At 67.1% G+C, this 21745-nt stretch carries 18 protein-coding genes; 6 read left to right on the plus strand and 12 right to left on the minus strand.

The annotated features are described in order from the left end of the window. The first annotated feature begins 2 nt into the window (after positions 1–2). Together A5771_RS10310 and A5771_RS10315 are read left to right on the plus strand one after the other, a co-directional pair. The gene (locus A5771_RS10310) at positions 3–6320 is read left to right on the plus strand and encodes a DEAD/DEAH box helicase (protein ID WP_064855116.1); all 6318 of its coding nucleotides are present in this window, start codon (positions 3–5) and stop codon (positions 6318–6320) included. Next, positions 6321–8537 carry a UvrD-helicase domain-containing protein gene (locus A5771_RS10315; RefSeq protein WP_064855117.1) on the plus strand — a complete coding sequence of 739 codons (2217 nt, stop codon included), beginning with the start codon at positions 6321–6323 and terminating at the stop codon, positions 8535–8537. It begins immediately after the preceding gene. Positions 8538–8571: 34 nt separating this feature from the next. Here A5771_RS10315 and A5771_RS24645 read toward each other — a convergent pair whose 3' ends face one another. The 5 genes from A5771_RS24645 to A5771_RS10340 form a co-directional block, all read right to left on the minus strand. After that, positions 8572–10311 carry a serine/threonine-protein kinase gene (locus tag A5771_RS24645; RefSeq protein WP_428844402.1) on the minus strand — a complete coding sequence of 580 codons (1740 nt, stop codon included), beginning with the start codon at positions 10309–10311 and terminating at the stop codon, positions 8572–8574. A 119-nt stretch (positions 10312–10430) separates the two neighbouring features. Further along, on the minus strand, positions 10431–10727 hold the full coding sequence (locus A5771_RS10325) for a hypothetical protein (protein WP_064855119.1): 297 nt from the start codon (positions 10725–10727) through the stop codon (positions 10431–10433). A 98-nt stretch (positions 10728–10825) separates the two neighbouring features. Continuing rightward, the gene (gene recX / locus A5771_RS10330) at positions 10826–11365 is read right to left on the minus strand and encodes a recombination regulator RecX (RefSeq protein ID WP_109401093.1); all 540 of its coding nucleotides are present in this window, start codon (positions 11363–11365) and stop codon (positions 10826–10828) included. After that, positions 11331–13472 carry an intein-containing recombinase RecA gene (gene recA / locus A5771_RS10335; RefSeq protein ID WP_064855121.1) on the minus strand — a complete coding sequence of 714 codons (2142 nt, stop codon included), beginning with the start codon at positions 13470–13472 and terminating at the stop codon, positions 11331–11333. Before recA ends, recX begins: the two co-directional genes overlap by 35 nt. Positions 13473–13648: 176 nt before the next feature. Then, positions 13649–14860, minus strand: coding sequence for an oxygenase MpaB family protein (locus A5771_RS10340; protein ID WP_064855122.1), 1212 nt, complete (start codon positions 14858–14860; stop codon positions 13649–13651). A 72-nt stretch (positions 14861–14932) separates the two neighbouring features. Here A5771_RS10340 and A5771_RS10345 point away from each other — a divergent pair, with 72 nt between their 5' ends. After that, the gene (locus A5771_RS10345) at positions 14933–15583 is read left to right on the plus strand and encodes a TetR/AcrR family transcriptional regulator (RefSeq protein ID WP_064855123.1); all 651 of its coding nucleotides are present in this window, start codon (positions 14933–14935) and stop codon (positions 15581–15583) included. Here the strand turns inward: A5771_RS10345 and A5771_RS10350 are convergent. Together A5771_RS10350 and A5771_RS10355 are read right to left on the minus strand one after the other, a co-directional pair. Next, positions 15574–15768 carry a DUF3046 domain-containing protein gene (locus tag A5771_RS10350; protein WP_064855124.1) on the minus strand — a complete coding sequence of 65 codons (195 nt, stop codon included), beginning with the start codon at positions 15766–15768 and terminating at the stop codon, positions 15574–15576. The genes A5771_RS10345 and A5771_RS10350 overlap by 10 nt on opposite strands. 10 nt (positions 15769–15778) lie before the next feature. Then, positions 15779–16951, minus strand: a complete 1173-nt coding sequence (locus A5771_RS10355; protein ID WP_064855125.1) for a glycosyltransferase — start codon at positions 16949–16951, stop codon at positions 15779–15781. A gap of 42 nt (positions 16952–16993) precedes the next feature. Between A5771_RS10355 and A5771_RS10360 the strand changes: the two genes are divergently transcribed. Then, positions 16994–17434 (plus strand): limonene-1,2-epoxide hydrolase family protein, encoded by a 441-nt coding sequence (locus tag A5771_RS10360; protein WP_064855126.1) that lies wholly within the window; start codon positions 16994–16996, stop codon positions 17432–17434. Between the two features lie 6 nt (positions 17435–17440). Continuing rightward, entirely contained in the window at positions 17441–17854 is a 414-nt protein-coding gene (locus tag A5771_RS10365; RefSeq protein WP_064855127.1) for a DUF5313 domain-containing protein, read from the plus strand. On the opposite strand, the gene pspM is transcribed toward A5771_RS10365, so the two are convergent. The 4 genes from pspM to pgsA form a co-directional block, all read right to left on the minus strand. After that, the gene (pspM, locus tag A5771_RS10370) at positions 17851–18693 is read right to left on the minus strand and encodes a phage shock envelope stress response protein PspM (protein ID WP_064855128.1); all 843 of its coding nucleotides are present in this window, start codon (positions 18691–18693) and stop codon (positions 17851–17853) included. The two genes, A5771_RS10365 and pspM, sit on opposite strands and share 4 nt — an antisense overlap. Positions 18694–18696: 3 nt before the next feature. Next, positions 18697–19521, minus strand: a complete 825-nt coding sequence (gene pspA, locus A5771_RS10375) for a phage shock protein PspA (protein WP_064855129.1) — start codon at positions 19519–19521, stop codon at positions 18697–18699. An 82-nt stretch (positions 19522–19603) separates the two neighbouring features. Continuing rightward, positions 19604–19927: a transcriptional regulator ClgR gene (gene clgR / locus A5771_RS10380; protein WP_064855130.1), complete on the minus strand. Its 324-nt coding sequence runs from the start codon at positions 19925–19927 to the stop codon at positions 19604–19606. A 120-nt stretch (positions 19928–20047) separates the two neighbouring features. Beyond that, positions 20048–20641: a CDP-diacylglycerol--glycerol-3-phosphate 3-phosphatidyltransferase gene (gene pgsA, locus A5771_RS10385; RefSeq protein ID WP_064855131.1), complete on the minus strand. Its 594-nt coding sequence runs from the start codon at positions 20639–20641 to the stop codon at positions 20048–20050. A gap of 55 nt (positions 20642–20696) precedes the next feature. Here pgsA and A5771_RS10390 point away from each other — a divergent pair, with 55 nt between their 5' ends. Continuing rightward, entirely contained in the window at positions 20697–21221 is a 525-nt protein-coding gene (locus A5771_RS10390; RefSeq protein ID WP_064855132.1) for an amino-acid N-acetyltransferase, read from the plus strand. Here the strand turns inward: A5771_RS10390 and A5771_RS10395 are convergent. Beyond that, entirely contained in the window at positions 21218–21727 is a 510-nt protein-coding gene (locus tag A5771_RS10395) for a DUF421 domain-containing protein (protein WP_064855133.1), read from the minus strand. The genes A5771_RS10390 and A5771_RS10395 overlap by 4 nt on opposite strands. Positions 21728–21745 lie beyond the last annotated feature (18 nt).

The following is a 21745-nucleotide window of genomic DNA, read 5'->3' on the forward strand; positions in this document are numbered from 1 at the left end:
CCATGGCTGAGCTACTCCCCCTGTCGCAGGCCACCGCGATCACCCGCAGCCTGCTGGACTACCTGGGCACCACGTTCGCGCTGGCCGACCCCGATGCCCGCGCCGTGCTCGACGGCTTCCTCTCCCACCCGGACACCGGGATGTTCCGCGGCCCCTATGTGCGGGTGCGGCTGCCGTTTCGGCCCGCCGACGAGGGCTGGCGCGAGCACCTGGATTTCTACGAAGGCCACGTCCCGTACGGGCATCAGGCCGCGGCGTTCGCCCGGCTGAGCACCTACCAACTCAGCGACGGTCAACGCCCGCAGCCGACCCTGGTGACCACCGGCACCGGATCGGGCAAGACCGAGGCGTTTCTGTACCCGATCCTCGACCATGTGCGCCGGGCCAAACGAGCAGGCGTGACCGGGATGAAGGCGCTGATCCTCTATCCGATGAACGCGCTGGCCAACGACCAGGCAGGCCGGCTCGCGCACCTGCTCACCGAGCACGGCGAGTTGGCCGGGATCACCGCGGCGCTCTACACCGGCGACGCCGGCCCGCAACGCACCACGGTCACCGATGAGGGGCTGATCACCGACCGCGAGGTCATCCGCGACACCGCCCCCGACATCCTGCTGACCAACTACAAGATGCTCGACCAGTTGCTGCTGCGCCCGGCCGACGCCGACTTGTGGCGCCAGAGCGCGGCCAGCCTCCAGTACCTGGTGCTCGATGAGTTTCACACCTACGACGGCGCGCAGGGCACCGACGTGTCGATGCTGCTGCGCCGGCTCGGTTTGACCCTGAAAAGCCATTGGGCACCCGATGATCCAGCGTTCAGCACCGCCGACCGGGAACGGCCCCTGGGCCGGATCACCCCGGTGGCGACCTCGGCGACGCTGGGCGACGGCGGAAACCCCTCGGCGATGCTGAATTTCGCCGCTACCGTCTTCGGGGAACCGTTCGCCGCCGACGCGGTCATCACCGAATCCCGGCTGAACATCACCGAGTGGGCCGGCGATGCGAAGGCCCGGGTCGAGGCGGCGGGCTGGCGGATCCCTGAGATGGATGACGCCCGCATCGCGGACATCGCCGCTGCGGTCAGGGATCAGACCGAGCCGGCCTCGCGAGCGCTTGCCGTGCTGCGCGGCCTGTACGACGGTGGCGACGACGCCGCGCTGACCACCGCGATGGTCACCGACGACGCGCTGGTGCTGGATCTGGTCAAGGCCCACGGCGTGTTCGCCACGCTGATCGAGTCGGCCACTGCCGCAACGGGGCTGGACCCACTCGCTGCCAAGGTGTTCGCCGGCGTCAAAGCCACCGGCCCCGACAGCGCAGCGCAACAGCGCGCAGTCCTAGCCGCGTTCATCGACACGCTGAGCCATGTCCGCGCCCGCCAAGGCCGGGGTGCGGCATCGGTGGAGGCGCACCTGTGGATTCGTGAACTGACCCGGCTGGATCGGGCGGCCACCGGTGCCCCGCATTTCATCTGGGAAGACGACGGTGTGCGCGTCGGCGGCCCCGATGCCCCGGCCGTCAGCTATCTACCGGCGTTGTATTGCCGACATTGCAACCGGTCTGGTTGGGCGGTGGCGCTTGCACCCACCGGCTGGGAGCTCGATGTCGATGACACCGCCATCCGCCGGCGCCGGCTGCGCGGCGATGACCGATTCCGCGCCTTGATTCATGCCCCTGTCGAGGCGGCCTACGCCGCCGACGGCGACCAGGACAGCGACGCCGATGCGCCGTCGAAGCTGGGCTGGCTGCTGGTGCCCGAGCGGCGGATCACCTTCGAGACACCGTCGGAGCAGGAGCTGGCCGAGGGCGCCGCACTGCCGGTGCTGGTGCACTGCGGCGATTCGGCGGGCGCCGATTCGACCAACGACACCTGCCCGTCGTGCCGGCAGACCGACGGCATCCGCTTTCTGGGTTCGGCGATCGCCACCATGCTCTCGGTGTCGCTGTCGACGGTGTTCGGCACCGAAGAACTCGACGCCCGGGAGAAGCGGGCGCTGGTATTCACCGACAGCGTCCAAGACGCCGCGCACCGGGCCGGGTTCGTGCAGTCCCGCTCACACGCACTGACCCTCCGCACCCTGGTCCGCCAGGCTCTCGATGCTGGGGAGACCGACCTGGAGTCGCTGTCGCATCGGATGATCGAACTCGCCGGCGCCGACCCGGCGGCCCGCTATCGTCTGCTGCCCCCGGAGCTGGCCGAGCGGGCGGCGTTCGCCGAGTTCTGGCGTCAGCCCAGGGTTTCGGCGAAGGCCCGCAACTTCGTGCGTCGCCGCCTGCTGCTGGACATCGAATTGGAATTCGGGTTGCGCTCCGCGGTCGGGCGCACCCTGGAGACCACCGGTGCGGCGCTGGTCAATGTCGACGTCTCCCCCGCGGTACTGCGCGCTGCCGCAGCCGAAGCGATCGAGGACGCCGGCGCTCAGCAAATCCTGGGCGGGCTGCCCGACGGTCGGCTGGTGGCGTGGGTGCGCGGCGTGCTGGAACATTTGCGAACCCGCGGCGCGATCGAGCACGAATGGTTCGACAAGTTCCGCCGTGAAGATGGCAACCGGTGGTGGGTCACCGGGGGGCGCCGCCGCGGCGAAGGCATGCCCGGCTTCGGCAAAGGCAACTCGGCTCCCGGCTTCGCGGTCTCCGGTGGCGGCGCGCGCGTCACCGACCTGGAGCCGGTCGGCTCGGCGCGCGGCTGGTACGCCCTGTGGACGAAAAAGGTGCTCGGGTTGCCCGCCGGCGAGGCGGCGGTGCTGTCGCGGCTGTTGTTCACCCGGCTGCGCCAACGCGATGTGCTCGGCGAGGTCACCACCGTCAGCGGCGGGCAGACCTTCCACCTGCCGGCCACCTCGATCGTGGCCAGGGTGGTCACCGATGCCGAGTTGGCGTCGTCGTCGATCGCGTTGGTCTGCGACACCTGCCGCAACACCGTGCACAGCTACCCGGCCGGCATCGACCAACTCGACGACGCGCCGTGCCTGGTGGCCCGCTGCCGTGGCCGGCTGCGCCGGCATCAGATCGAAGACAACTTCTACCGGCAGATGTACGGCGCCACCGACATTCGCCGGGTGGTGGCCCGCGAGCACACCAGCCTGCTGCCCGCCGAAACCCGACTGGCCTACGAATCCGAATTCAAAAAGCCCGATCCTCCACCGGATGCCCCCAACGTACTGGTCGCCACCCCCACCCTGGAGATGGGCATCGACATCGGCGACCTGTCGGCGGTGCTGCTGTCGTCGCTGCCCAAATCGGTGGCCTCCTACTTGCAGCGGGTGGGCCGCGCCGGCCGGCTCACCGGCAACGCCCTCGCATTGGCGTACGTGACCGGACGCGGCGATCAACTGCCCCGCTTCGCGCAGCCCGACCGCACCATCAACGGCGAAGTCCGTCCTCCGGCAACCTATCTGGACGCCGAGGAGATCCTGCGCCGCCAGTTCACCGCATCGGTAGCCGACGTGCTGGCCCGCCGGCCCGATGCCCCGCACCCGCGCACCACCCCGCAGGCGTTGCGTTCCACCGGCCCCGACAGCTACCTGGGCGCGCTGATCAGCGAAGCCGAGACCCGCGCCGACGAACTTGTCGACGCGTTCCTGTCCGGCTTCGCCGGCCTCGACGCCGGCGTCACCGACCGGCTCCGCGCATTTGCGAAAGCCGACACCGCCGGCACCAGTGAGTTCGCCACCCGCTGCCACCAGGCTTCACAACGCTGGAATCACCGCCTGGAGACCCTCACCCACCGCAAGGCCGCGGCCGAACAGGTGCTGCCCGATCTGGAGAAACGCGCGGCCACCACCGACTCCGCTGACGACAAACGCGAACTGCGCACCGCCCAGGCCGCGGTCAGGTTGCTCGGCAAGCAGTTGGCCGAACTGCGTTCCGAATACTGGATCAGCGCACTGGAGTCGTTCGGTCTGCTGCCCAACTACACCCTGCTCGACGATTCAGTAACGCTGGCGGTGTCGGTGAACTGGATCAACCCCGAGAGTCAACAGTACGAACACTCCGAGTTCGAACTCAGCCGCGCCTCGGCGCAGGCACTGCGCGACTTCGCGCCAGGATCGACGTTCTACTCCAACGCCTTTGCGATCGGCATCGACGCGATCGACCTCGGCCCCGACGGCGAAGAGGTCCGCACCTGGGTGTGCTGTCCGCGCTGCGGCTACGTCGCACCGCTCGACGGTACGGGCGGCGCCCCCACCGGGTGTCCACGCTGCGGGTCACACGCCATCACCGACACCAGCCAACGACTGCCGGTCGCCGAGCTGGCGAACGTCTCGGCGATCATCCGCCGCGAAGAAGCCACCATCGACGACAGCACCGATGAGCGCACCCGGGAACGCTTCACCGTGGCACCGCTGGCCGACATCGACCCCGACAACGTCACCGCCCGCTGGTTCGTCGAGTCGGCCGGCTTCGGGGCCAAGCACCTGCGCAATCTGTCGCTTCGCTGGATCAACCTGGGCCGCAGCGGAATCGGCGGTCACAAGCGTCTGCTGGCCGGCGACGAGATCGACTCGGCCCTGTTTCGGGTCTGCTCGGAATGCGGCAAGCTCGACACTCACAGCGGCGCAAACCGCCGCAGCGAGCATCGGCCCTGGTGTTCGCTGCGTGACGCGGTCGACGAGACCACCACGAGCCTGGCGCTGGCCCGCTCGCTGATCACCGAGGGCCTGGTATTGCGGCTGCCGTCGTGGATCACCCTCGGCGACAACTTCGCCACCCCGTCACTGTCGGCGGCGGTGCTGCTCGGGCTGCGCGAGCAGCTTGGCGGTGACCCCGACCACCTTCAGATCACCACCATCGTCGATCCCTCCCCGGACGGGCGCACCGACCACGCCCTGCTGCTGCACGACACCGTGCCCGGCGGCACCGGCTATCTCACCGAGTTCACCGACCCGGCCACCGTCTGGGATCTGCTGCACCGCGCCTGGCTGGTGGTCAGCACCTGCGACTGCGCCGATGACGGCCGGCTGGCGTGCGAACGCTGCCTGCTGCCGTTCACTCCCCCCGGTTTGGTCGGCCACACCTCCCGGTCGGTTGCCGCCCGGCACCTGGCCGGGCTGCTGGCCGGACGCGAGTTTCGGCCCGGCGAGGACCTTGTCGTTCCCGACACGATGGGGTGGGTGGTCACCCAGGAGGAGCCCGGCGTCGTCGACCCGGAATCCCAGCTGGAGAAGCGATTTCGGGTCGTGTTGCGCAGCCGGCTGGAAGCGCTCGGCGCGACGGTCATCGAAAAACCCACCGACCTCGGGATCGCCTGGGACATCACGCTGGGCTCGGCCAACCGGTGGACGCTGCGGCCGCAGGAGTACGTGCGGGGCAGCCGGCCGGATTTCATCCTGGCGTCTGCACGCGGCGGAATCCCGCCCACCGCGATCTTCACCGACGGCTGGCTCTTTCATGCCTCGACCGTCCATAATCGGTTGGCCGATGACGCCGAGAAACGCCGCAACCTGCGCGACGCCGGATACCAGGTCATCGCCGTCACCCACCAAGACGTCGAGGAGATCCCGGTGGCGTCACCGGCGCTGCGGACCGACGCCGAAGGCCAGGTGCTCAAGCTCGCTGGTGACCGGCTGGGCAAGAGCACCCTGGATCTAGTCTTCGGCACCGCCATCGACCTGCTGGTGGCTTGGATTCAGTCTCCCTCCCGTGATGCCCGCCAACGATTGTCGGACTGGCTGCCGGCGCTGGGATTGATCAGCATCTGGCCAGCGGCCGGTATCCGCGCCGGCGCCGGGCCGCTGGACGAACTCGCGCTGGCCGGCATCGACGGCACCCTGACACCCGAGCCAACCGGCAACACCTTCGTCTGGCACTTCGGCGGGTTCGGCTTCGCGGTGCGGATGCCGGGCGGGCCGGAGTCCACCGAGATCACGGTGGTGCTCGACGACGATGACGCCGCATTGTCTGCCGATGCCAAAGACGGCTGGCGGGAGTGGCTGCGCTGGTCGAATCTGCTCAACTTCCGGATGCTGCCGACCGTCATCACCACCCGGCGGCACGCGGCGGAGTCGGCCGCCCCGGTACCCGCGGCGAATACGGCTGGCACGGTGGAATTGGCCGGGGGGTGGCGGGATGCGTACGAGCAGGTGATCGGTGACGGCCGGGAATTGATCGAGGCCCTGGCCCAGACGGACCTCCCGGTGCCCGACGTCGGCGAAGAGGTCGACGGCATTCCAATCGAGATCTCCTGGCCGCGTTACAAGATCGCCGTCGCCGTCGGGTTGGACGACGACGAGCGTCAGGAACTCGACGCCGCCGGCTGGACCGTGTGCGAGCCGCAACCCGACATCATTAAGACCGCCCTGGAACAGGAAGTGACGTAAGTGCCGCAGATCATCCTCGGACCCGGCCTCGACAAGCTCGACGGCAGCCTACAGAAGCTCACGTTCAGCTTCCTGGCCAAGCTGGCCAAGGACGACACCGGCGGCGGCCTGCACATCGAACCGATCAAGAACTCGGTCGATTCGCGGGCCCGCACCGGCCGGGTGGACTTGTCCTATCGCGCGGTGCTGTTCAAGCTGCAGGGCCGCCAGCACGAGGCGTCCTACGTGTTCGCCGGCACCTATCCGCACGACGAGGCGATTGCGATCGCCAAAACCCGCAAGCTCGACATCAACCCGCGCAACGGCATCGCCGAACTGATCCCGGTCGACGACGTGGCTCCTGCGACTCCCACCGTTGCACCGCAACAGATTCCCGCCCCAGCGAGTGGGGCCGACAGTGAGCGCAGCCTGCGGGCCCGCGAGTACACCGTCGAGGATCTGACCACCCTGGGCATCGACGCCGCCTTCGCCGCCGGCGCCCTGGACCTGGTGGGAGAAGACGCTCTGCTGGACTATGCGGCGTCGGCCCCGGCGGCGTGGCAGGGTAGCGCCCTGTTGGATCTCTACACCGGCGAGTCCTTCGATGAGATCCGGGCCAAATACCAGCTGAGCGAACCGGCGACAGTGGATGCCAACGACGACGACGCCGTCCTGGAAGCGATGCAGCACCCGGCGGCGCGGATGCAGTTCGCGTTCATCGAAGACGACGAAGAACTGCGCGCCGCCATCGAGAACCCCGACATCACCGCCTGGCGGATCTTTCTCCATCCCGAACAGCGCAAATACACCACCCGCGACTTCAAAGACTCCTTCCGGCTCACCGGCGGGGCCGGCACCGGCAAGACCGTGGTGCTGCTGCATCGGGCACGAAACCTCCACCGCCGCAACCCGAACGCCCGCATCGTGTTGACCACCTTCAACCGCACGCTGGCCGATGCGCTGAGCCACCAGCTCAAGACACTCGATCCCTCGGTGCAGCTGGCCTCCGACCTGGGTGAATCCGGGATCTATGTGGCCGGGGTGGACGCCATCGCCCACCGCATCCTGGCGACCGCACCGCAGACCCTCGCCGGCACCGACGGGCAGCCCGGCGCCGTCAGCCAGGTGCTCGGCGCGCGGACCGCACAGGTACTCAAACTGACCGGTTCCCAAGCCTGGGCGACCGCAGCCGACGCCCACGCCGGTGAGCTACCCGAAAACTTATGTTCGGCAGCATTTCTGGAAGCCGAGTACGCAACCGTGGTGCTGCCGAATCACATCACCACACGCGAGGAGTACCTCAAGGCGCGCCGCACCGGCCGCGGGGTGGCGCTTAACCGGTCCCGACGCAACGCGGTGTGGAACATCATCGAGACCTACCGGGCCGGTGCAGCCGCCGAAGGCGCCACCGACTTCGATGAGAAGGCGGCGATCGCCGCCTCCGTGTTGAACGGCGGCGGGGAGCGTCCCGCCGATCACGTGCTGGTCGATGAGGGCCAAGACCTGAGCCCCTGCCGACTCCAACTGGTCCGGGCGCTGGCCGAGCACGGGCCGAACGACTTGTTCCTGGCCGAGGACTCCCACCAGCGCATTTACGGTCAGCGGATCGTCTTGAGCCGCTACGGCATCGACATCGTCGGCAGATCCCGGCGGTTGACGTTGAACTACCGAACAACTCAGCAGAACCTGCACTACGCACTGGGAATCCTGTCCGGGGAACAGTTCACCGACCTGGATGAACAGGAGGACACCACCGCCGGCTATCGCTCCTCGCGGCGCGGACCCAGCCCGAAGGTGGTTGCGGTCGGTTCGCTGACCGAGCAGTACGGCAAGGTACGAGATCTGGTTCGCGATTGGATCGACGCCGGGACCGCACCGGAAAGCATCGGCCTGCTGGTACCGACCCGCAAGGAGGGCGAAAGCCTGCCGCGTGCGCTCGGCGATCGCGGCGTGACCGTCGCCTTCGTCGACCGCGACAGCGCCGGGCCGGCCAAGACCCCGATCGTGATGACCATGCACCGTGCCAAGGGCATGGAATTCGCCAAGGTGGTTCTAGTCGGGGTCAGCGACAAGGCCCTTCCGCGTGGGTATCTCGTCGAATCGCTTCCCGAGGAAGACCGCGCCGACGCGAAACGCCGGGAGCGTTCCCTGCTCTATGTTGCCGCGACCCGGGCGCGGGATGAGTTGGTGGTGGTGTACGTCGGGAAGCCGAGCGAGCTGTTGCCGGCCGGAAAGTGATACGGCTAAAAAATCAGCTGACTGTCAATAGACGTCATCTCTCAATGCCGGGGAAAAATGCCGTTGCGACCGTATGAACCTTTGGCGGCGGAAAATGCGAACAAACACGGTCCAGCAGCGGGCCACATGCATCACCAACAAATCCGACCGCTACTGTCCAGGAAGGGCTTGACCGGTCAACACCATTATCCTGCCCTTCCGCCAAGGCAAGCACGGCCCCTGCCGGCCCGCAATCGAATGCCGGGAAATAGCCGTCATCGCGCGACGGATATCTTCTACGAGCACCGCGCCCGCACCGTGTACCGTCGTCGAGAGTTAATGCGATAGGCCAGGGTTCGAAGCCTGAATCATATGTCGTCAGCGGATTTGACGGCCCGTACTGCCTATCTATGTCTATCGTGTAGCGGCGAAGCATCTTCTTCCAAGGGTCTTCATTAACCAGGCAAAGCATAGTTCCTGCAGATGCCGGCCAACACACGTGCGCATCGGCAGCATTCGGCGAACAATCATATACGCCGTGAGTTATGCCAGGAGATGGTTGCGTAGAACAGTAGGACACTGTGTTTGTAGAATCCGGCGGTTCTTCCTGGAAGCCGTTAACCCGTTCTCCGGCTTCGTTAACCGCCACGACCATCGCCAGCTGCGTTGCGGCGGGATGTTCTGGGACGGCGCTCGTGGTGATGGACGCGGTGGGAGATGATGCCAACATTGGCTGCGAAACTGGAGCAGCTACGGGGGTGTCAATAGTGGGTGCCTGAGCCGAAGTACTTTGGTTTTTTGATGCCTGAAATATCAAAAGGCCGATCACGGACAATATGGCAGCGACTAGCACCACGCCAGCGAGTGCCCGCCACTTCCGGGGAAGACTACGCTGCTTTGATCGAGGTACGGAAGTCGCCACTGATGTCGTGGCTTGAACCGTGTCGGCGCTTGATTCAGACGCCTGGAACTCTGCACTGAATTCACTGCAGCGATCGTAACGACCTTCGGGGCTCTTAGCCAAAGCGGTTGCTAAGACATGGCTTACTGCTGCGAGTTCGGGACGCGAACTCCCGACTAATGGGGGTGGCGCGTTCAGGTGGCGTGCGATGACTACTGCGGGATTTGTATCTGGGAATAGCCGCGAACCCGTCAACAAGTGATATGCGGTCGCCGCAAGTGCGTACTGGTCGGCACGACCGTCCAGGTGTTCTCCCATCAATTGTTCGGGTGCTGCGTAGGCGACGGTGCCCACCGTCATATTGGTGGCCGTCAAACCACTGATTTCGCCCATTGTGCGGGCGATCCCAAAATCGGCCAACATGACCCGCTGTTCCCGTCCATCAGGTTCGCTAATCATGATGTTGGCAGGCTTGACGTCGCGGTGCAGTAGCCCCATGTCGTGCGCGTAGTCCAATGCACGACCTATCGCGCCGACAATCTTTCTGACCTCAGCTATTGGCATACCGGCGGCGTAGCGCTGTTGAAGCAGGTCGCCGGCATTGATGCCTGGGACATACTCCATCGTGATCCACAGTTGGCCCTCGTGTTCACCACGATCGCGTACACCGACGATGTTGGGGTGCCACAAGCCGGCCGCCAGATCAGCTTCACGACTGAACCGCTCCCGGTATTCGGGATCCGACGAGATATCGGCTGGTAGGACTTTGAGCGCGTCATGGCGTGGCAGACGAGGATGCTCTACTAGGTAAACTTCGCCCATTCCACCGGAACCGAGTAGCCGCACGACCGCATACCCAGCGAAGGTTGATCCGGGAGCCAACGGCACGGGCACATATTACTGAGTGCTTGCGCTGTTGCCGGACTCCATTACCTAACTCCGTCGATCCAACGCGCTATCCGCCCTCGTCCCCAGTACCTTCAGCACCGTATGCCTGTCGATCTGGCCCAGTGTCAGCACCTGTTCCGGCCGAGTGATTCTCCTGAGGTCTTCAGCAGTAGGGTCGGGAACGTCACCGACAAGGGCGCGCGCCTCGCCGGCTCGACATTCTCGTAGACCCACGGGCCCTCCTGGTGGACGAAGTCCTCGGTGATGAACCAGTTGGCGATGAACACCCGCAGCTTCGGCACCAACGTCCAAACCTTCTCCCGGTCGATCACCGCTCGCGCGCCAGGGCGCGTCAACCCCAGCCACTCCAGCTCACCGCCGGCCGTCATCACCTTCCAGATCTCCCAGCCATCCTTCGCCATACCGGGTACCGTAGCGCCTGCGTCGGGCACGGCCTGGTTGTCACCGGCCGCCGTCTAAGGGAGCGGTCTGCAGTACAGCCCGCGTGCACCCACCGGACTCAAACCCGGCGCCGCTCCCGTTCGGCTGCCAGCTCGTCACGGACCACGTCGTAGGCCATCGACGGGCTGTAGCCCCGGCGGGCCAGCATGGCCACCAGCCGCCGGGTAACGCGGGTGTCGTCCTCACCGAGGGTCTCGCGACGAAGTTTGCCAACCACCAGCTGTTCGGCCCGGGCGCGTTCGGCGCTGGCGTCGATATCGGCCAGCGCCCCGGCGATGACGTCTTCGGCGATGCCCTTGGTGCGCAGTTCGGCAGCCAGCACCTTTTTGCCCTTGCCCGCGTGTTCGCGCCGGGAGCGCACCCACTGCTCGGCGAAATCAGCGTCATCGATCAGGCCGGCTTTGGCCAGCCGATCGAGCACCCGGGCGCTGACGTCGTCGGGGTAGCCCCGTTTGGTCAGCTGCCCGGCGAGCTCGGCGCGGGTACGAGCCCGAGCGGTGAGCAGGCGAAGGCACAGTGACTTCGCCTGCTCCTCGCGCTTGGGTTCGGCAGGCTCGGACGACTCAGAAGTCGACGGGAGCGGGCAGGACGTCATCAACCAAACCATCGGTCAGCACGGCACCGATGCCGAGCTTCTCTTTGATCTTCTTCTCGATCTCGTTGGCCACGTCGACGTTCTCCAGCAGGTAGTTACGGGCGTTCTCCTTGCCTTGTCCGAGCTGCTCACCGTCGTAGGTGAACCAGGAGCCGGACTTGCGGATGAAGCCCTGGTCCACGCCCATGTCGATCAGCGATCCCTCGCGGCTGATGCCGCGGCCATACAGGATGTCGAACTCAGCCTGCTTGAACGGCGGACTGACCTTGTTCTTGACCACCTTGACCCGGGTGCGGTTGCCGACCGCGTCCGTACCGTCTTTGAGCGTCTCAATCCGCCGGACGTCCAGCCGAACTGAGGAATAAAACTTCAAAGCCTTTCCGCCGGTGGTTGTTTCGGGCGAATTATGCACCATCACGCCGTCGACGAAGTAGTTGTGGTTGCCTTCCACCTCGATGTCGAAGCGGTGCATCGACCGAGTCGGCGGCTTGACGTGGACATCAAGTACCCGGGCCGGCACCAAGTGCTGGGCGGGTTCGGCGAACTGAGGCGTCACGGCGCCGTGGCCACGGAACCGCGGCAACAGCTTGTACTCCATCGACGGTGCCATGTAGGGCGCCACCAATTCCTGGAACTTGGCCGTTGCGGCTGTGGAGAACACCAACACCGCCTTGCCGGCCGTGCCGGACAGTCGCAGACGCACATCCAGCCCGTGGGTGTCCCGCAGGTAATCGCACAACCGGGTCCGGGTGCCTTCCGACATCGCCTCCACGCAGATCTCGAGGCGCCCGCTACCGCCGGCGGTCCGTTCCTGCAATCCCTTGGAGCGCAGCGTGAACGAGCCGTCATCCATGTACCAGATGGCCAATGCCAACGGGGTGAGTGCTTTGAGGTAGTCCTCGGAGAAGAACTTCTTACCGTCTCCGAGGTACACCGCGCGCTGCAGTTCGCCCAGTTCGGGAAGCGGAGTGAAATCGACGAAGTGCGACCCCGCAGCGTTCTCCCGTTTCGAGTGACCGATGTTGCCCATCAGCGCGGTCTTCCACTGCAGGTACTCCACCTGGTTGGCGCCGTGCCCCAACCGGAACCGGACGCCGTTGCGGTCACACCGATTGGGCGAGAGGTTTCCGTCACCCATCAGTGAACCGAGGACGACCTGGAATTGCTGGTCGCTGAGCAGGTGCGGTTCAGCAGCCAGTACTCGGTCGCCGGCGATCAGTTCACCGGCCTCGGTCCAGCCGCCCGGGGTCCGAATCAGGTGGTTGGGCGTCGCGGCGAACTGCGATTTGCCGTTACCGCCGGACTTCTCGACGGTGAACTGCAGGAACTTCTCGGCGGGCCCGTTGTCGAACCAGTTCACGATCTTGCGCGGCACCAACTGGTCTGCGATGGGGTCGTAAGACAACACCTCGACGTCCATCTTGTTGTTGACGATCTTGCCGATCTTCTCGGTACTGCCGTCGGCAAGCGTCACGCGGGTGGAATAGTTCATGCACCCGAACATCACACCGATTTTTTCCCGCAGCTGGTTGATGAAGATCGCGGTGGTGCCCGAATTGTTCAGCGCGCCAGTCATCTTCCGCAGCGCCTGGCTCATCAGCCGGGCCTGCAGGCCGACGTGACTGTCCCCCATCTCGCCCTCGATCTCGGCGCGCGGCACCAGGGCGGCCACCGAGTCGATGACCAGGATGTCCAGTGCGCCCGAGCGGATCAGCGTGTCGGCGATCTCCAGCGCCTGCTCACCGGTGTCGGGCTGAGACACCAGCAGTGAATCGGTGTCCACACCGAGCTTCTTGGCGTACTCGGGGTCCAGCGCGTGCTCGGCGTCGATGAACGCCGCGATCCCGCCGGCCGCCTGAGCGTTGGCCACCGCGTGCAGCGCCACCGTGGTCTTACCGGAGGACTCCGGCCCGTAGATCTCGACGACCCGACCGCGGGGCAGACCGCCGATACCCAGCGCCACGTCCAGGGCGATCGACCCGGTCGGGATGACCGAGATCGGCTGACGCACTTCGTCGCCGAGGCGCATCACCGAGCCTTTGCCGAAATTCTTGTCGATCTGGGCCATCGCCAGTTCGAGTGCCTTCTCGCGGTCAGGTGCTTGCGCCATGATGTCTCTCCTGTGGTTCGTGTTCGGTTGACCGGTTCTCGGTCGGTTGGCCGTGACGCTAGCGATAGGGTCCGACAACCCGGCGAACTTCATCCACAGTAGGCGAACGGGTGTTCGAATCAAGTCCGACACGCGGCGTGTCGGCGTGTCGAATTTTCGGCCGCAGACAGGCCCGCTTACGCCACCCGCATCACATGCGCCGAAGCCCCGATGGCGGTGTTCTCGGTGCCCATCATGGTGGCCATGAACTGCTCCTGCTCGCGTCGGCCGCGCAAAGCCGCCCGGTCCAGCCCACCGGGCAGGATCAGCGCCGCAAGACTGCGAGCCAGGTTGACCGGCAGACGCAATACCGGATACCACGGCAGCACATAGGCCGGCAGCCCCAGTTCCCGCATCGCCCGCGGCCCCAGGAAGCCGCTGGTCACCGACAGGTGTTGCGCCCGGGCGATACGACGCCGCACGCCGCTCATACCGCGGTAGTGCCACTGCAGCGGATCGTCGGCCATCGGGACCGCCAGCTGCCTGGTGGATTCATCGGGCGCCGACAATGCGCCGAGGGTGTGGTAGAGCACCCGGATGGCGTCGCGGAAGCTACGGGGCAGCCACTCGTCGTGCACCCCCATCAGCCAGCCGACGTAGCGGGTCAGGTGCGCGATGGCATCGAGCTCGGCAGGGGGCAGCACGAGTCCCATCCCCAGCCCGCCCGCCGGCGGGGCGATCAGCGCACCCACCAGGGTGGCGGCCATGTCGGTCTGGTTGACCGGCAGTCCCCACTCCTCGCTGCACCAGTCCGGCAGCGCCGCCACGTGCCGCCGGACGTACTCGTGGATCAATCGCACCCGGATGGTGGCCTGGTAACCGACGCCGAGGGGCTCCAGGCCGCCCTCGGAGCTGACGTCCATCGCCCACTGCAGCGTCTCGGCGAACCGCTTGTTCGAGCCCTTCTCCAGCACACCGGTGCGCAGCAGGGTCTTGTTGAACGAGGAGAACTGGTAGCCGCCCAGCAACGAGACGTCGCGGGCGATGTAGGTCCCGTCAGCGCCGCCGCGGCGCAATGCCCGTTGCCCACGGCGCACCAGCGTGAGGTCGACCCAGTCCGGGATCGGCTCGAACTCCTCGAAGAACTCCCGCAACGGCTCCGGGGCATCCGGCACGGCGGCCAGGCCGTGGGTCAGGATCGTCTCGAAGATCGGCCGCGCCTCCTTGACGCCGGACATCCACTCGACCAGCCGCTGCATTGGTTCGTCGCCGACGTTGAGTCCCGCACCGATCTCGTCCCAGCGCTGCGGGGTCGGTTCGGCGATTCGGAGCAGACCGGCAAACACCCGAATGCCGAACGGGACCGCACCCGGGGCATCCGGGTGACGGGCGGGAACCGGCGAGTTCATCGGATAAGCCTCCTGCGCACACTTTGGATAACAGCTGTGTTCCAAATCTAAGCCGCAGGTAGGGTGATGTCAATGAAACGCCCGGGAGTGGTGCGCGACTACGGCGGCATCAGCGCGGTCGACCGCCGTGCCGAACGCCGGGGCAAGCTGCTGGCCGCGGGCCGCCGAATCTGGGGTGAATCCGGCCTGAGCGAGGTCACCGTCCGCGGCGTCTGTACCGCCGCGGGGCTGATCCCGCGCTACTTCTACGAACAATTCAGTAACCGGGACGCGTTGCTGTTCGCCGTCTCCGACGACGTCCGCGACCAGTTGCTCGAAGCGATGGTCACCGCCGGCGTCGGTGATCCCGGCACGCTCACCGACAAGCTGCGCTCGGCGCTGACGGCCTTTCTCGACCTCATCGCCGCGGACCCCTACATTCACCGCATCGCCACCAGCGATTTGTCCGCCGTCCCCGGACTCAACGAGCACCGCGCCCACATCCTGGACCTGATCACCGACTCGATCGTCGAGCACGCGCCCGGCGTCCTCGACGGCGAACCTCCGCCGCCGGCGGAGTTACGCCGCGGCGCCTTGTTCATCGTCGGCGGCGTCAACCAGATCATCGAAGCCTGGCTGGCCGACCCCGTCGAGTCCCCCGCCGAACTGGCTGCCGTGTGCTCGGACCTGTCTGTGGCCCTGGTCCGCAGCATCGTGGCCCCGCACGACCACTCTCACCACTGATCGCGCGGCACGTCGAAGTCCGCGCACAGCGCCCACCACACGTCGCGGGGCTCCACCCCGTCCTCGATCGCCTGCGCGGCGGTCCGGCCACCTACCGCGGCCAGCACGTGGTCGGTCAGCACCGTGGCGCCGTAGGCCGCACCGAAACGCAGCGTTACCCGCTCGTGAAATTCGGTCAGGCGCACGCGTCCCAACCTACTCAGCGCGCGCAAGTACCTCGTGACACACCTGCACCGGGTCGGCCACCTCGGCGGCCCCGTCGGCGGCCCGTCGTGCGGCGTCGCGGTAACCAGGTGAGGCCAGCACGGCGCGCACCGCCTCGGTCAGCGCGGCCGGGGTCAGTGGCCGGATCAGCCGGCCGCTGCCCTGGCGCACGATGCGGTTGGCGATCTCCCATTGGTCGCCCCCGCCCGGCACCACCACCAGCGGCAGGCCGGCCAACAGCGACTTGGCCACCATGCCGTGCCCGCCGCCACAGATCACCAGATCGGCGCGGGACAGCAGTTCGTCCTGGCGTCCCAGACCGGCGACGGCCCACGGCGGCAGGGGCAACTCGGGGCCGTTCAGCCGCGACACCGCGATCCGGGCGTCCACCGGCAGCGCGTCGCCGGGCACCAGATGCTGCACCGCCAGCTCGGCCAGCCCGGCAGCCCCGGTCGCCGCCGTGGACGGCGCCACCACCACCAGCGGGCCAGAGCCCGGCGGCACCGTGAGCAGCTCTTCGGTCGGCTCGAAGTGCAGCGGCCCGACGACGACTGCCTCGGCGGGCCAGTCCGGCCGCGGCACCTCGAGGGCCGGCAGCGTGGCGATCAGGCGCCGCACCGGCCCGGGGTCGCGCTCCGGCAGGCCGATACCCGCCCGGGCCTCGGCGCGCTGCCGCAGACCGGTTCGCACCGATCGTGCGGTCAGCGACCGCATCACCGCGTCGCGCAGCCGGCCCCGCGCCCCGCGGCCGGGGGCCAGCCCGCTGCCGATCGGCGGCAACCCCTTGGACGGCAGGTAGAGCGGATGCGGGCTGAGTTCCACCCACGGGATGCCGAGCAGTTCGGCGGCCATTCCGCCGCAGGCGGTGATCACGTCGGAGACCACCAGGTCCGGTGCCAGCGCCCGCAGCTGCTCGCGGTTCTGCTGCGCCATGCGGGCCGCCCGCCGGTGCAGCTTCTCCCCGTCGTCGGTGTCGTCGTCGGCGACGGTGGCATCGAGGCCGAGCAGCTCGGCGGCGTCCACCCCGGCGGCGCGCGCGGTGTCGAGCCACTGCACCCCGGTCAGCAGCGTCGGCGCGTCCCCAGCCGCGACGAAGCGCCGGCACAACGCGATCGCCGGGAACGCGTGGCCGGGGTCGGGCCCGGCGACTACCACGATGCGCATCGGCCTACCGTGCCACAGCCCGGCGGGCCTAGGCTGGCAGGCATGACCGAACCGAGTGTCCAGCAGACCGCGACGGCCGACAACGTCCGCACGGTGGAGACGTTCCTCGATGCCCTCGCCGACGATGATCTCGACACCGCGGCGGCGGCACTCGCCGAGGACGTGGTGTATCAGAACGTCGGGTTGCCGACCATCTACGGCCGCAGCGCCACCATCGGGGTGTTCCGCCGGATGGCGGGCCGGGCGGCCTTCGATGTGAAAATCCACCGCGTCGCCGCTGAGGGCGCGGCGGTGCTCACCGAGCGCACCGATGCGCTGACCTTCGGTCCGCTTCGGCTGCAATTCTGGGTGTGCGGGGTGTTCGAGGTCCACAACGGGCGTATCACGTTGTGGCGCGACTACTTTGACTTCTTCGATATGTTCAAGGCGACGCTGCGGGCGGTGGCGGCGACCGTCTTTCCCGCGCTACGCCCGAGCTGGTAGGCCGTATTGACCACCCGCCGACGACCCAGCGCGATCCAATATCTCCGGTACTGCTACGGCCGCCCGCTGCCGCCGGAGATGCGGGACTGGGTCCGCAACGACCTGGCCGGCCCCGGCGCCACCACCCGGATGATCATGCGCGCCGTCGTGCCGACGACGCTGATCCTGATCCCGTTTTGGCTGTTGCCGACCGACTTCCTGACGCACGTGAGCATGACGTTTCCGATCTGGTTCATGGCGATCCTGTTCTCGCATGCGCTCAACAAGGTGTGGCGCAAGCACATGCTGCGGATGCACGGGCTCGACCCGGAACTCGCCGACGCACGCAAGCGCGAGCGCGACGCCCACATCCACCGGTCCTACGCCGAACGCTACGGCGCGCGGCCCGAATCAGTCGATCAGCGAAGCGACGACATCTAGATCCGGGGCAGCTCGGCGAGTTCGTCGAACGCCTGCGCCCAACCCAGCATGCGGTCGGTCGCGGTGGTCAGCTCCTCGCGGTAACGCTGCTGGGACATCGGCGAATTCATCGGATCGCCGGACGGCGTGGATGAGCTGTCGTTCGCCGAGGCGACCAGCTGCGCTGCGGCGGTCACCATTTCGTTGTACTGACGAACGCCGGCACTCAACTGAGCGGTGAACGCGTTGATCGTCGGCACCAGGTATTCCCGCGACTGCGCGCTGTGTTGCACGGCGCGCTCCATCGACACCACCTGGGCGGCGGTGGCCGCCATCGTCGACGCGGCCCCGTTGACGGCGGCGGTCAGTTCGGTGATCTCACCGGCGGGCAGCAGCCGGCCGCGCTCCAGTACGCCCAGCAGCGACACCATGCCGCGCTCGGAGGCGCCCAGCGCATACATCGCCGGTCGCGCCGCCGACCCGGGCGGCGGCAGGCGCCGCGCGGTGACGGTGCGCGCCGCGGGCAGCGGCACCGAGCGCAGCCAGCGGTACCGCAGCAACAGCAGCGTTGCCGGGGCGGCCGCGCCCGCGGCGACCAGCCCGGTGATCAGCAGCACCCACCACGGGGTGGCCCAGGACGCCAGGACAGCCGTCACAGCCAACCAGAACCCGCAGGCGGCAGCGAAGAGCACTCCCAAACGCAGCGACCACCGACGCTTGCGCAGCAATCTGGCCCGCGGATCGGCGATCGCACCCAGCTTGTCGGCCAGGATGTCGGCGGCTTCGCTGGCACGGTCGACGGCGCGCTGAAGTAAGGCGCCCCGGCTCCGGCCTTTAAGCCCTCCGACTCTCACGGCCATCGACTACCGGTCCAGCGGATTCTCGGGAGTGAGGTCGGCGCCCGACTGCGGAGCCGCCGGGGTGGGTGGGGCCGGTGCGGCGGCGGTGCCGCCGGCCGGTAGTGACTCACCGCGCATCGACGCGCGGATCTGCTCCAACCGGGAGTGGCCGGCCATCTGCACCCCGGCCTGTTCCACCTCGAGCATCCGGCCCTGCACCGACCCTCGCGCCAGTTCCGCTTCGCCGAGTGCGTTGGCGTAACGCCGCTCGATCTTGTCGCGCACCTCATCGAGACTGGGGGTGGTGCCGGGCGCGGCGATCTCACTCATCGACCGCAGCGACGCGCTGACCTGCTCCTGCATCTTGGCCTGTTCGAGCTGGCTGAGCAGCTTGGTGCGCTCGGCGATCTTCTGCTGCAACACCATCGCGTTCTGCTCGACGGCCTTCTTGGCCTGACCGGCAGCGGTCAGCGCTTGGTCATGCAGCGCCTTGAGGTCTTCCACGCTCTGTTCGGCGGTGACCAGCTGAGCCGCGAACGCCTCGGCGGCGTTGTTGTATTCGGTGGCCTTGGCGCTGTCTCCGGACGCGGTGGCCTGGTCGGCCAGCGTCAGCGCCTGACGCACGTTGACCTGAAGCTTCTCGATGTCGGCCAGCTGCCGGTTCAGCCGCATCTCCAGCTGCCGCTGGTTGCCGATCACCTGGGCGGCCTGCTGGGTGAGCGCCTGGTGCTGCCGCTGCGCCTCTTCGATCGCCTGCTGGATCTGCACCTTCGGATCGGCGTGCTCGTCGATCTTGGCGTTGAACAGCGCCATCACGTACTTCCACGCCTTGACGAACGGGTTGGCCATCAGTCAGCTCCGTCTGGTTGTTTGCGATGCGGTCTGCCGCCAACTTATCGGTTCGGTGGTACCCGGGTGAAGCTTCGACACGTCACGCAGAGGCCATCGCCCGGATCGGGGGGATGACCACCTTGGTACCGGCATCGATGCGGCTGACCCCGACGTTCCGCTCGGCCCGCTCGGCCCGCGCCATCCGGTTGCCGGCATCGAAGAGCACGGCCGACAACGGGATCCGCAACGCCGCGCAGATCGCGTTGAGCAGCTCGCTGGACGCCTCCTTGCGGCCGCGCTCGACCTCGGAGAGGTACCCCAGGCTGACCCGCGCCGAATCCGACACCTCGCGCAGTGTGCGCCCCTGCGCCATCCGGGCCTGGCGCAACACCTCGCCGACCGATTCCCGCAGCAAAGCCGTCATCGTGTACTCCTCAATCAGGTCAACCCTGCAAAACCGACAGTCACCAAGGTCAACGCCCGCGACGCCCCTGCGGGTTCCCGGATCGCCGGTTTGATTCGGCGGTCCCGGCTTCGTCTCCGCTCAGCTGCGGTCGGTTTCGCCGAGATCGGCGAGCGCCGACCTGAGGTAGTCCACGCCGGTGACCACCGTCAGCACCACGGCGGCGGCCATCACCACCCAGGCCGTCACCAGCCAGGGACCGGTCAGCGGCAGAACGAGCAGCCCGATCCCGACCGCCTGCACCAGCGTCTTGAGTTTCCCGCCGCGACTGGCCGGGATCACGCCGCGATGCAGCACCGCGAACCGCAGCACGGTGATCCCGATCTCGCGGACCAGCACCAGCACCGTCACCCACCACCACAGGTCGCCGAGCATCGACAGGCCGATCAACGCCGCACCGATCAATGCCTTGTCGGCGATCGGATCGGCCAAGGTGCCGAAGTCGGTGACCATCCCGTAGTTGCGGGCCAGGGCACCGTCGAGCCGGTCGGTGACAATGGCCACCACGAAGATCACGAAGGCTGCGATGCGGGTCTTGGCGTCATGGCCGTCTTCGGCGAACAGCGCCAGCAGAAAGACGGGGACCAACAGCATTCGCATGACGGTCAACGCGTTGGCGAGATTGATCACGGGGACACGCGTCACCGCCGGACCGGTTTGAGGTTGCCCCGACACGGCAGACAGAATATCCGTTACTCAGCCAGAAGTGAGAAACCGATACTGTGCAGCTGTGCACCACGCGGGTGATCTACCGGTCCAGCGGCCCCTGATCCGGCGTGCGCGGGCATCCGACGTCCCGGCGATCAAGAAGCTGGTGGATATCTACGCCGGCAAAATCCTGCTGGAGAAGAACCTGGTGACGCTGTACGAGGCGGTCCAGGAGTTCTGGGTGGCCGAGGACGCCGAGCAGGGCGTGGTGGGCTGCGGTGCTTTGCACGTGTTGTGGTCGGACCTCGGTGAAGTGCGCACCATCGCGGTGGATCCGGCCCAGACCGGTCGCGGTATCGGGTACGCGCTCGTCGACCGCCTTCTGCAGGTCGCCCGCGAGCTGCAGTTGCAGCGAGTGTTCGTGCTGACCTTCGAGACGGCGTTCTTCGCGCGCCACGGCTTCACCGAGATCGACGGCACCCCGGTCACCGCCGAGGTGTTCGAGGAGATGCAACGCTCCTACGACGTCGGTGTGGCCGAATTCCTCGACCTGAGCTACGTCAAGCCGAACACTTTGGGCAACACCCGGATGCTGCGGGTCCTTTAATCCACGCTCACACCGGCGGCCCGGCGCGGCGCGCCGATCAGGAAGCTGAACTGCCCGTCGGATTCCATCCGGCCCTCGCGGACGACGACGAGGTCGGCAATCCCCTGTTTGCGGGCCTGCTCGCGGACCTGCGCCTCGGTGATCATCTCTTTGCGCATGTTCTCGTGCAGCAGCACACCGTCATGAATCACCAGCAGCGGCCCCGGACGCAGTACCCGGGCCACCCCGGGCCAGCGATGACCCATCCAGTTCAGCAGGTACGACCAGCCGATGATCACCCCGACCAGCAGGATGCCGTCGCTGACCGACCGGTAACCGCCGGCCATCCCGTTCTGCGCCGCATCGGCGATCAGCACCACAACGATCAGATCGGTGATGCCGTTGGTGCCCGCCTCACGTTTCAACACCACCCGCAGCAACGCGTAAATCGCTATGTAGATAACGGTTCCGCGGACGATGATCTCCGAAGGCGGTGTGTCGAAAGCGAAAAGCCGTGCCCAGTCCACGTGGCGAGATTACGCCCC

This window comes from Mycolicibacter sinensis, from assembly GCF_001667375.1.
In the GTDB taxonomy this organism is placed as follows: domain Bacteria; phylum Actinomycetota; class Actinomycetes; order Mycobacteriales; family Mycobacteriaceae; genus Mycobacterium; species Mycobacterium sinense_A.

Coding starts and splice junctions, on each gene's coding strand:
- A5771_RS10310 (WP_064855116.1), top strand. CDS start 3: ATGGCTGAGCTACTCCCCCTGTCGCAGGCCACCGCGATCACCCGCAGC.
- A5771_RS10325 (WP_064855119.1), bottom strand. CDS start 10,727: ATGGCGAAGGATGGCTGGGAGATCTGGAAGGTGATGACGGCCGGCGGT.
- recA (WP_064855121.1), bottom strand. CDS start 13,472: ATGGCGCAAGCACCTGACCGCGAGAAGGCACTCGAACTGGCGATGGCC.
- A5771_RS10340 (WP_064855122.1), bottom strand. CDS start 14,860: ATGAACTCGCCGGTTCCCGCCCGTCACCCGGATGCCCCGGGTGCGGTC.
- A5771_RS10345 (WP_064855123.1), top strand. CDS start 14,933: ATGAAACGCCCGGGAGTGGTGCGCGACTACGGCGGCATCAGCGCGGTC.
- A5771_RS10355 (WP_064855125.1), bottom strand. CDS start 16,951: ATGCGCATCGTGGTAGTCGCCGGGCCCGACCCCGGCCACGCGTTCCCG.
- A5771_RS10360 (WP_064855126.1), top strand. CDS start 16,994: ATGACCGAACCGAGTGTCCAGCAGACCGCGACGGCCGACAACGTCCGC.
- pspM (WP_064855128.1), bottom strand. CDS start 18,693: ATGGCCGTGAGAGTCGGAGGGCTTAAAGGCCGGAGCCGGGGCGCCTTA.
- pspA (WP_064855129.1), bottom strand. CDS start 19,521: ATGGCCAACCCGTTCGTCAAGGCGTGGAAGTACGTGATGGCGCTGTTC.
- clgR (WP_064855130.1), bottom strand. CDS start 19,927: ATGACGGCTTTGCTGCGGGAATCGGTCGGCGAGGTGTTGCGCCAGGCC.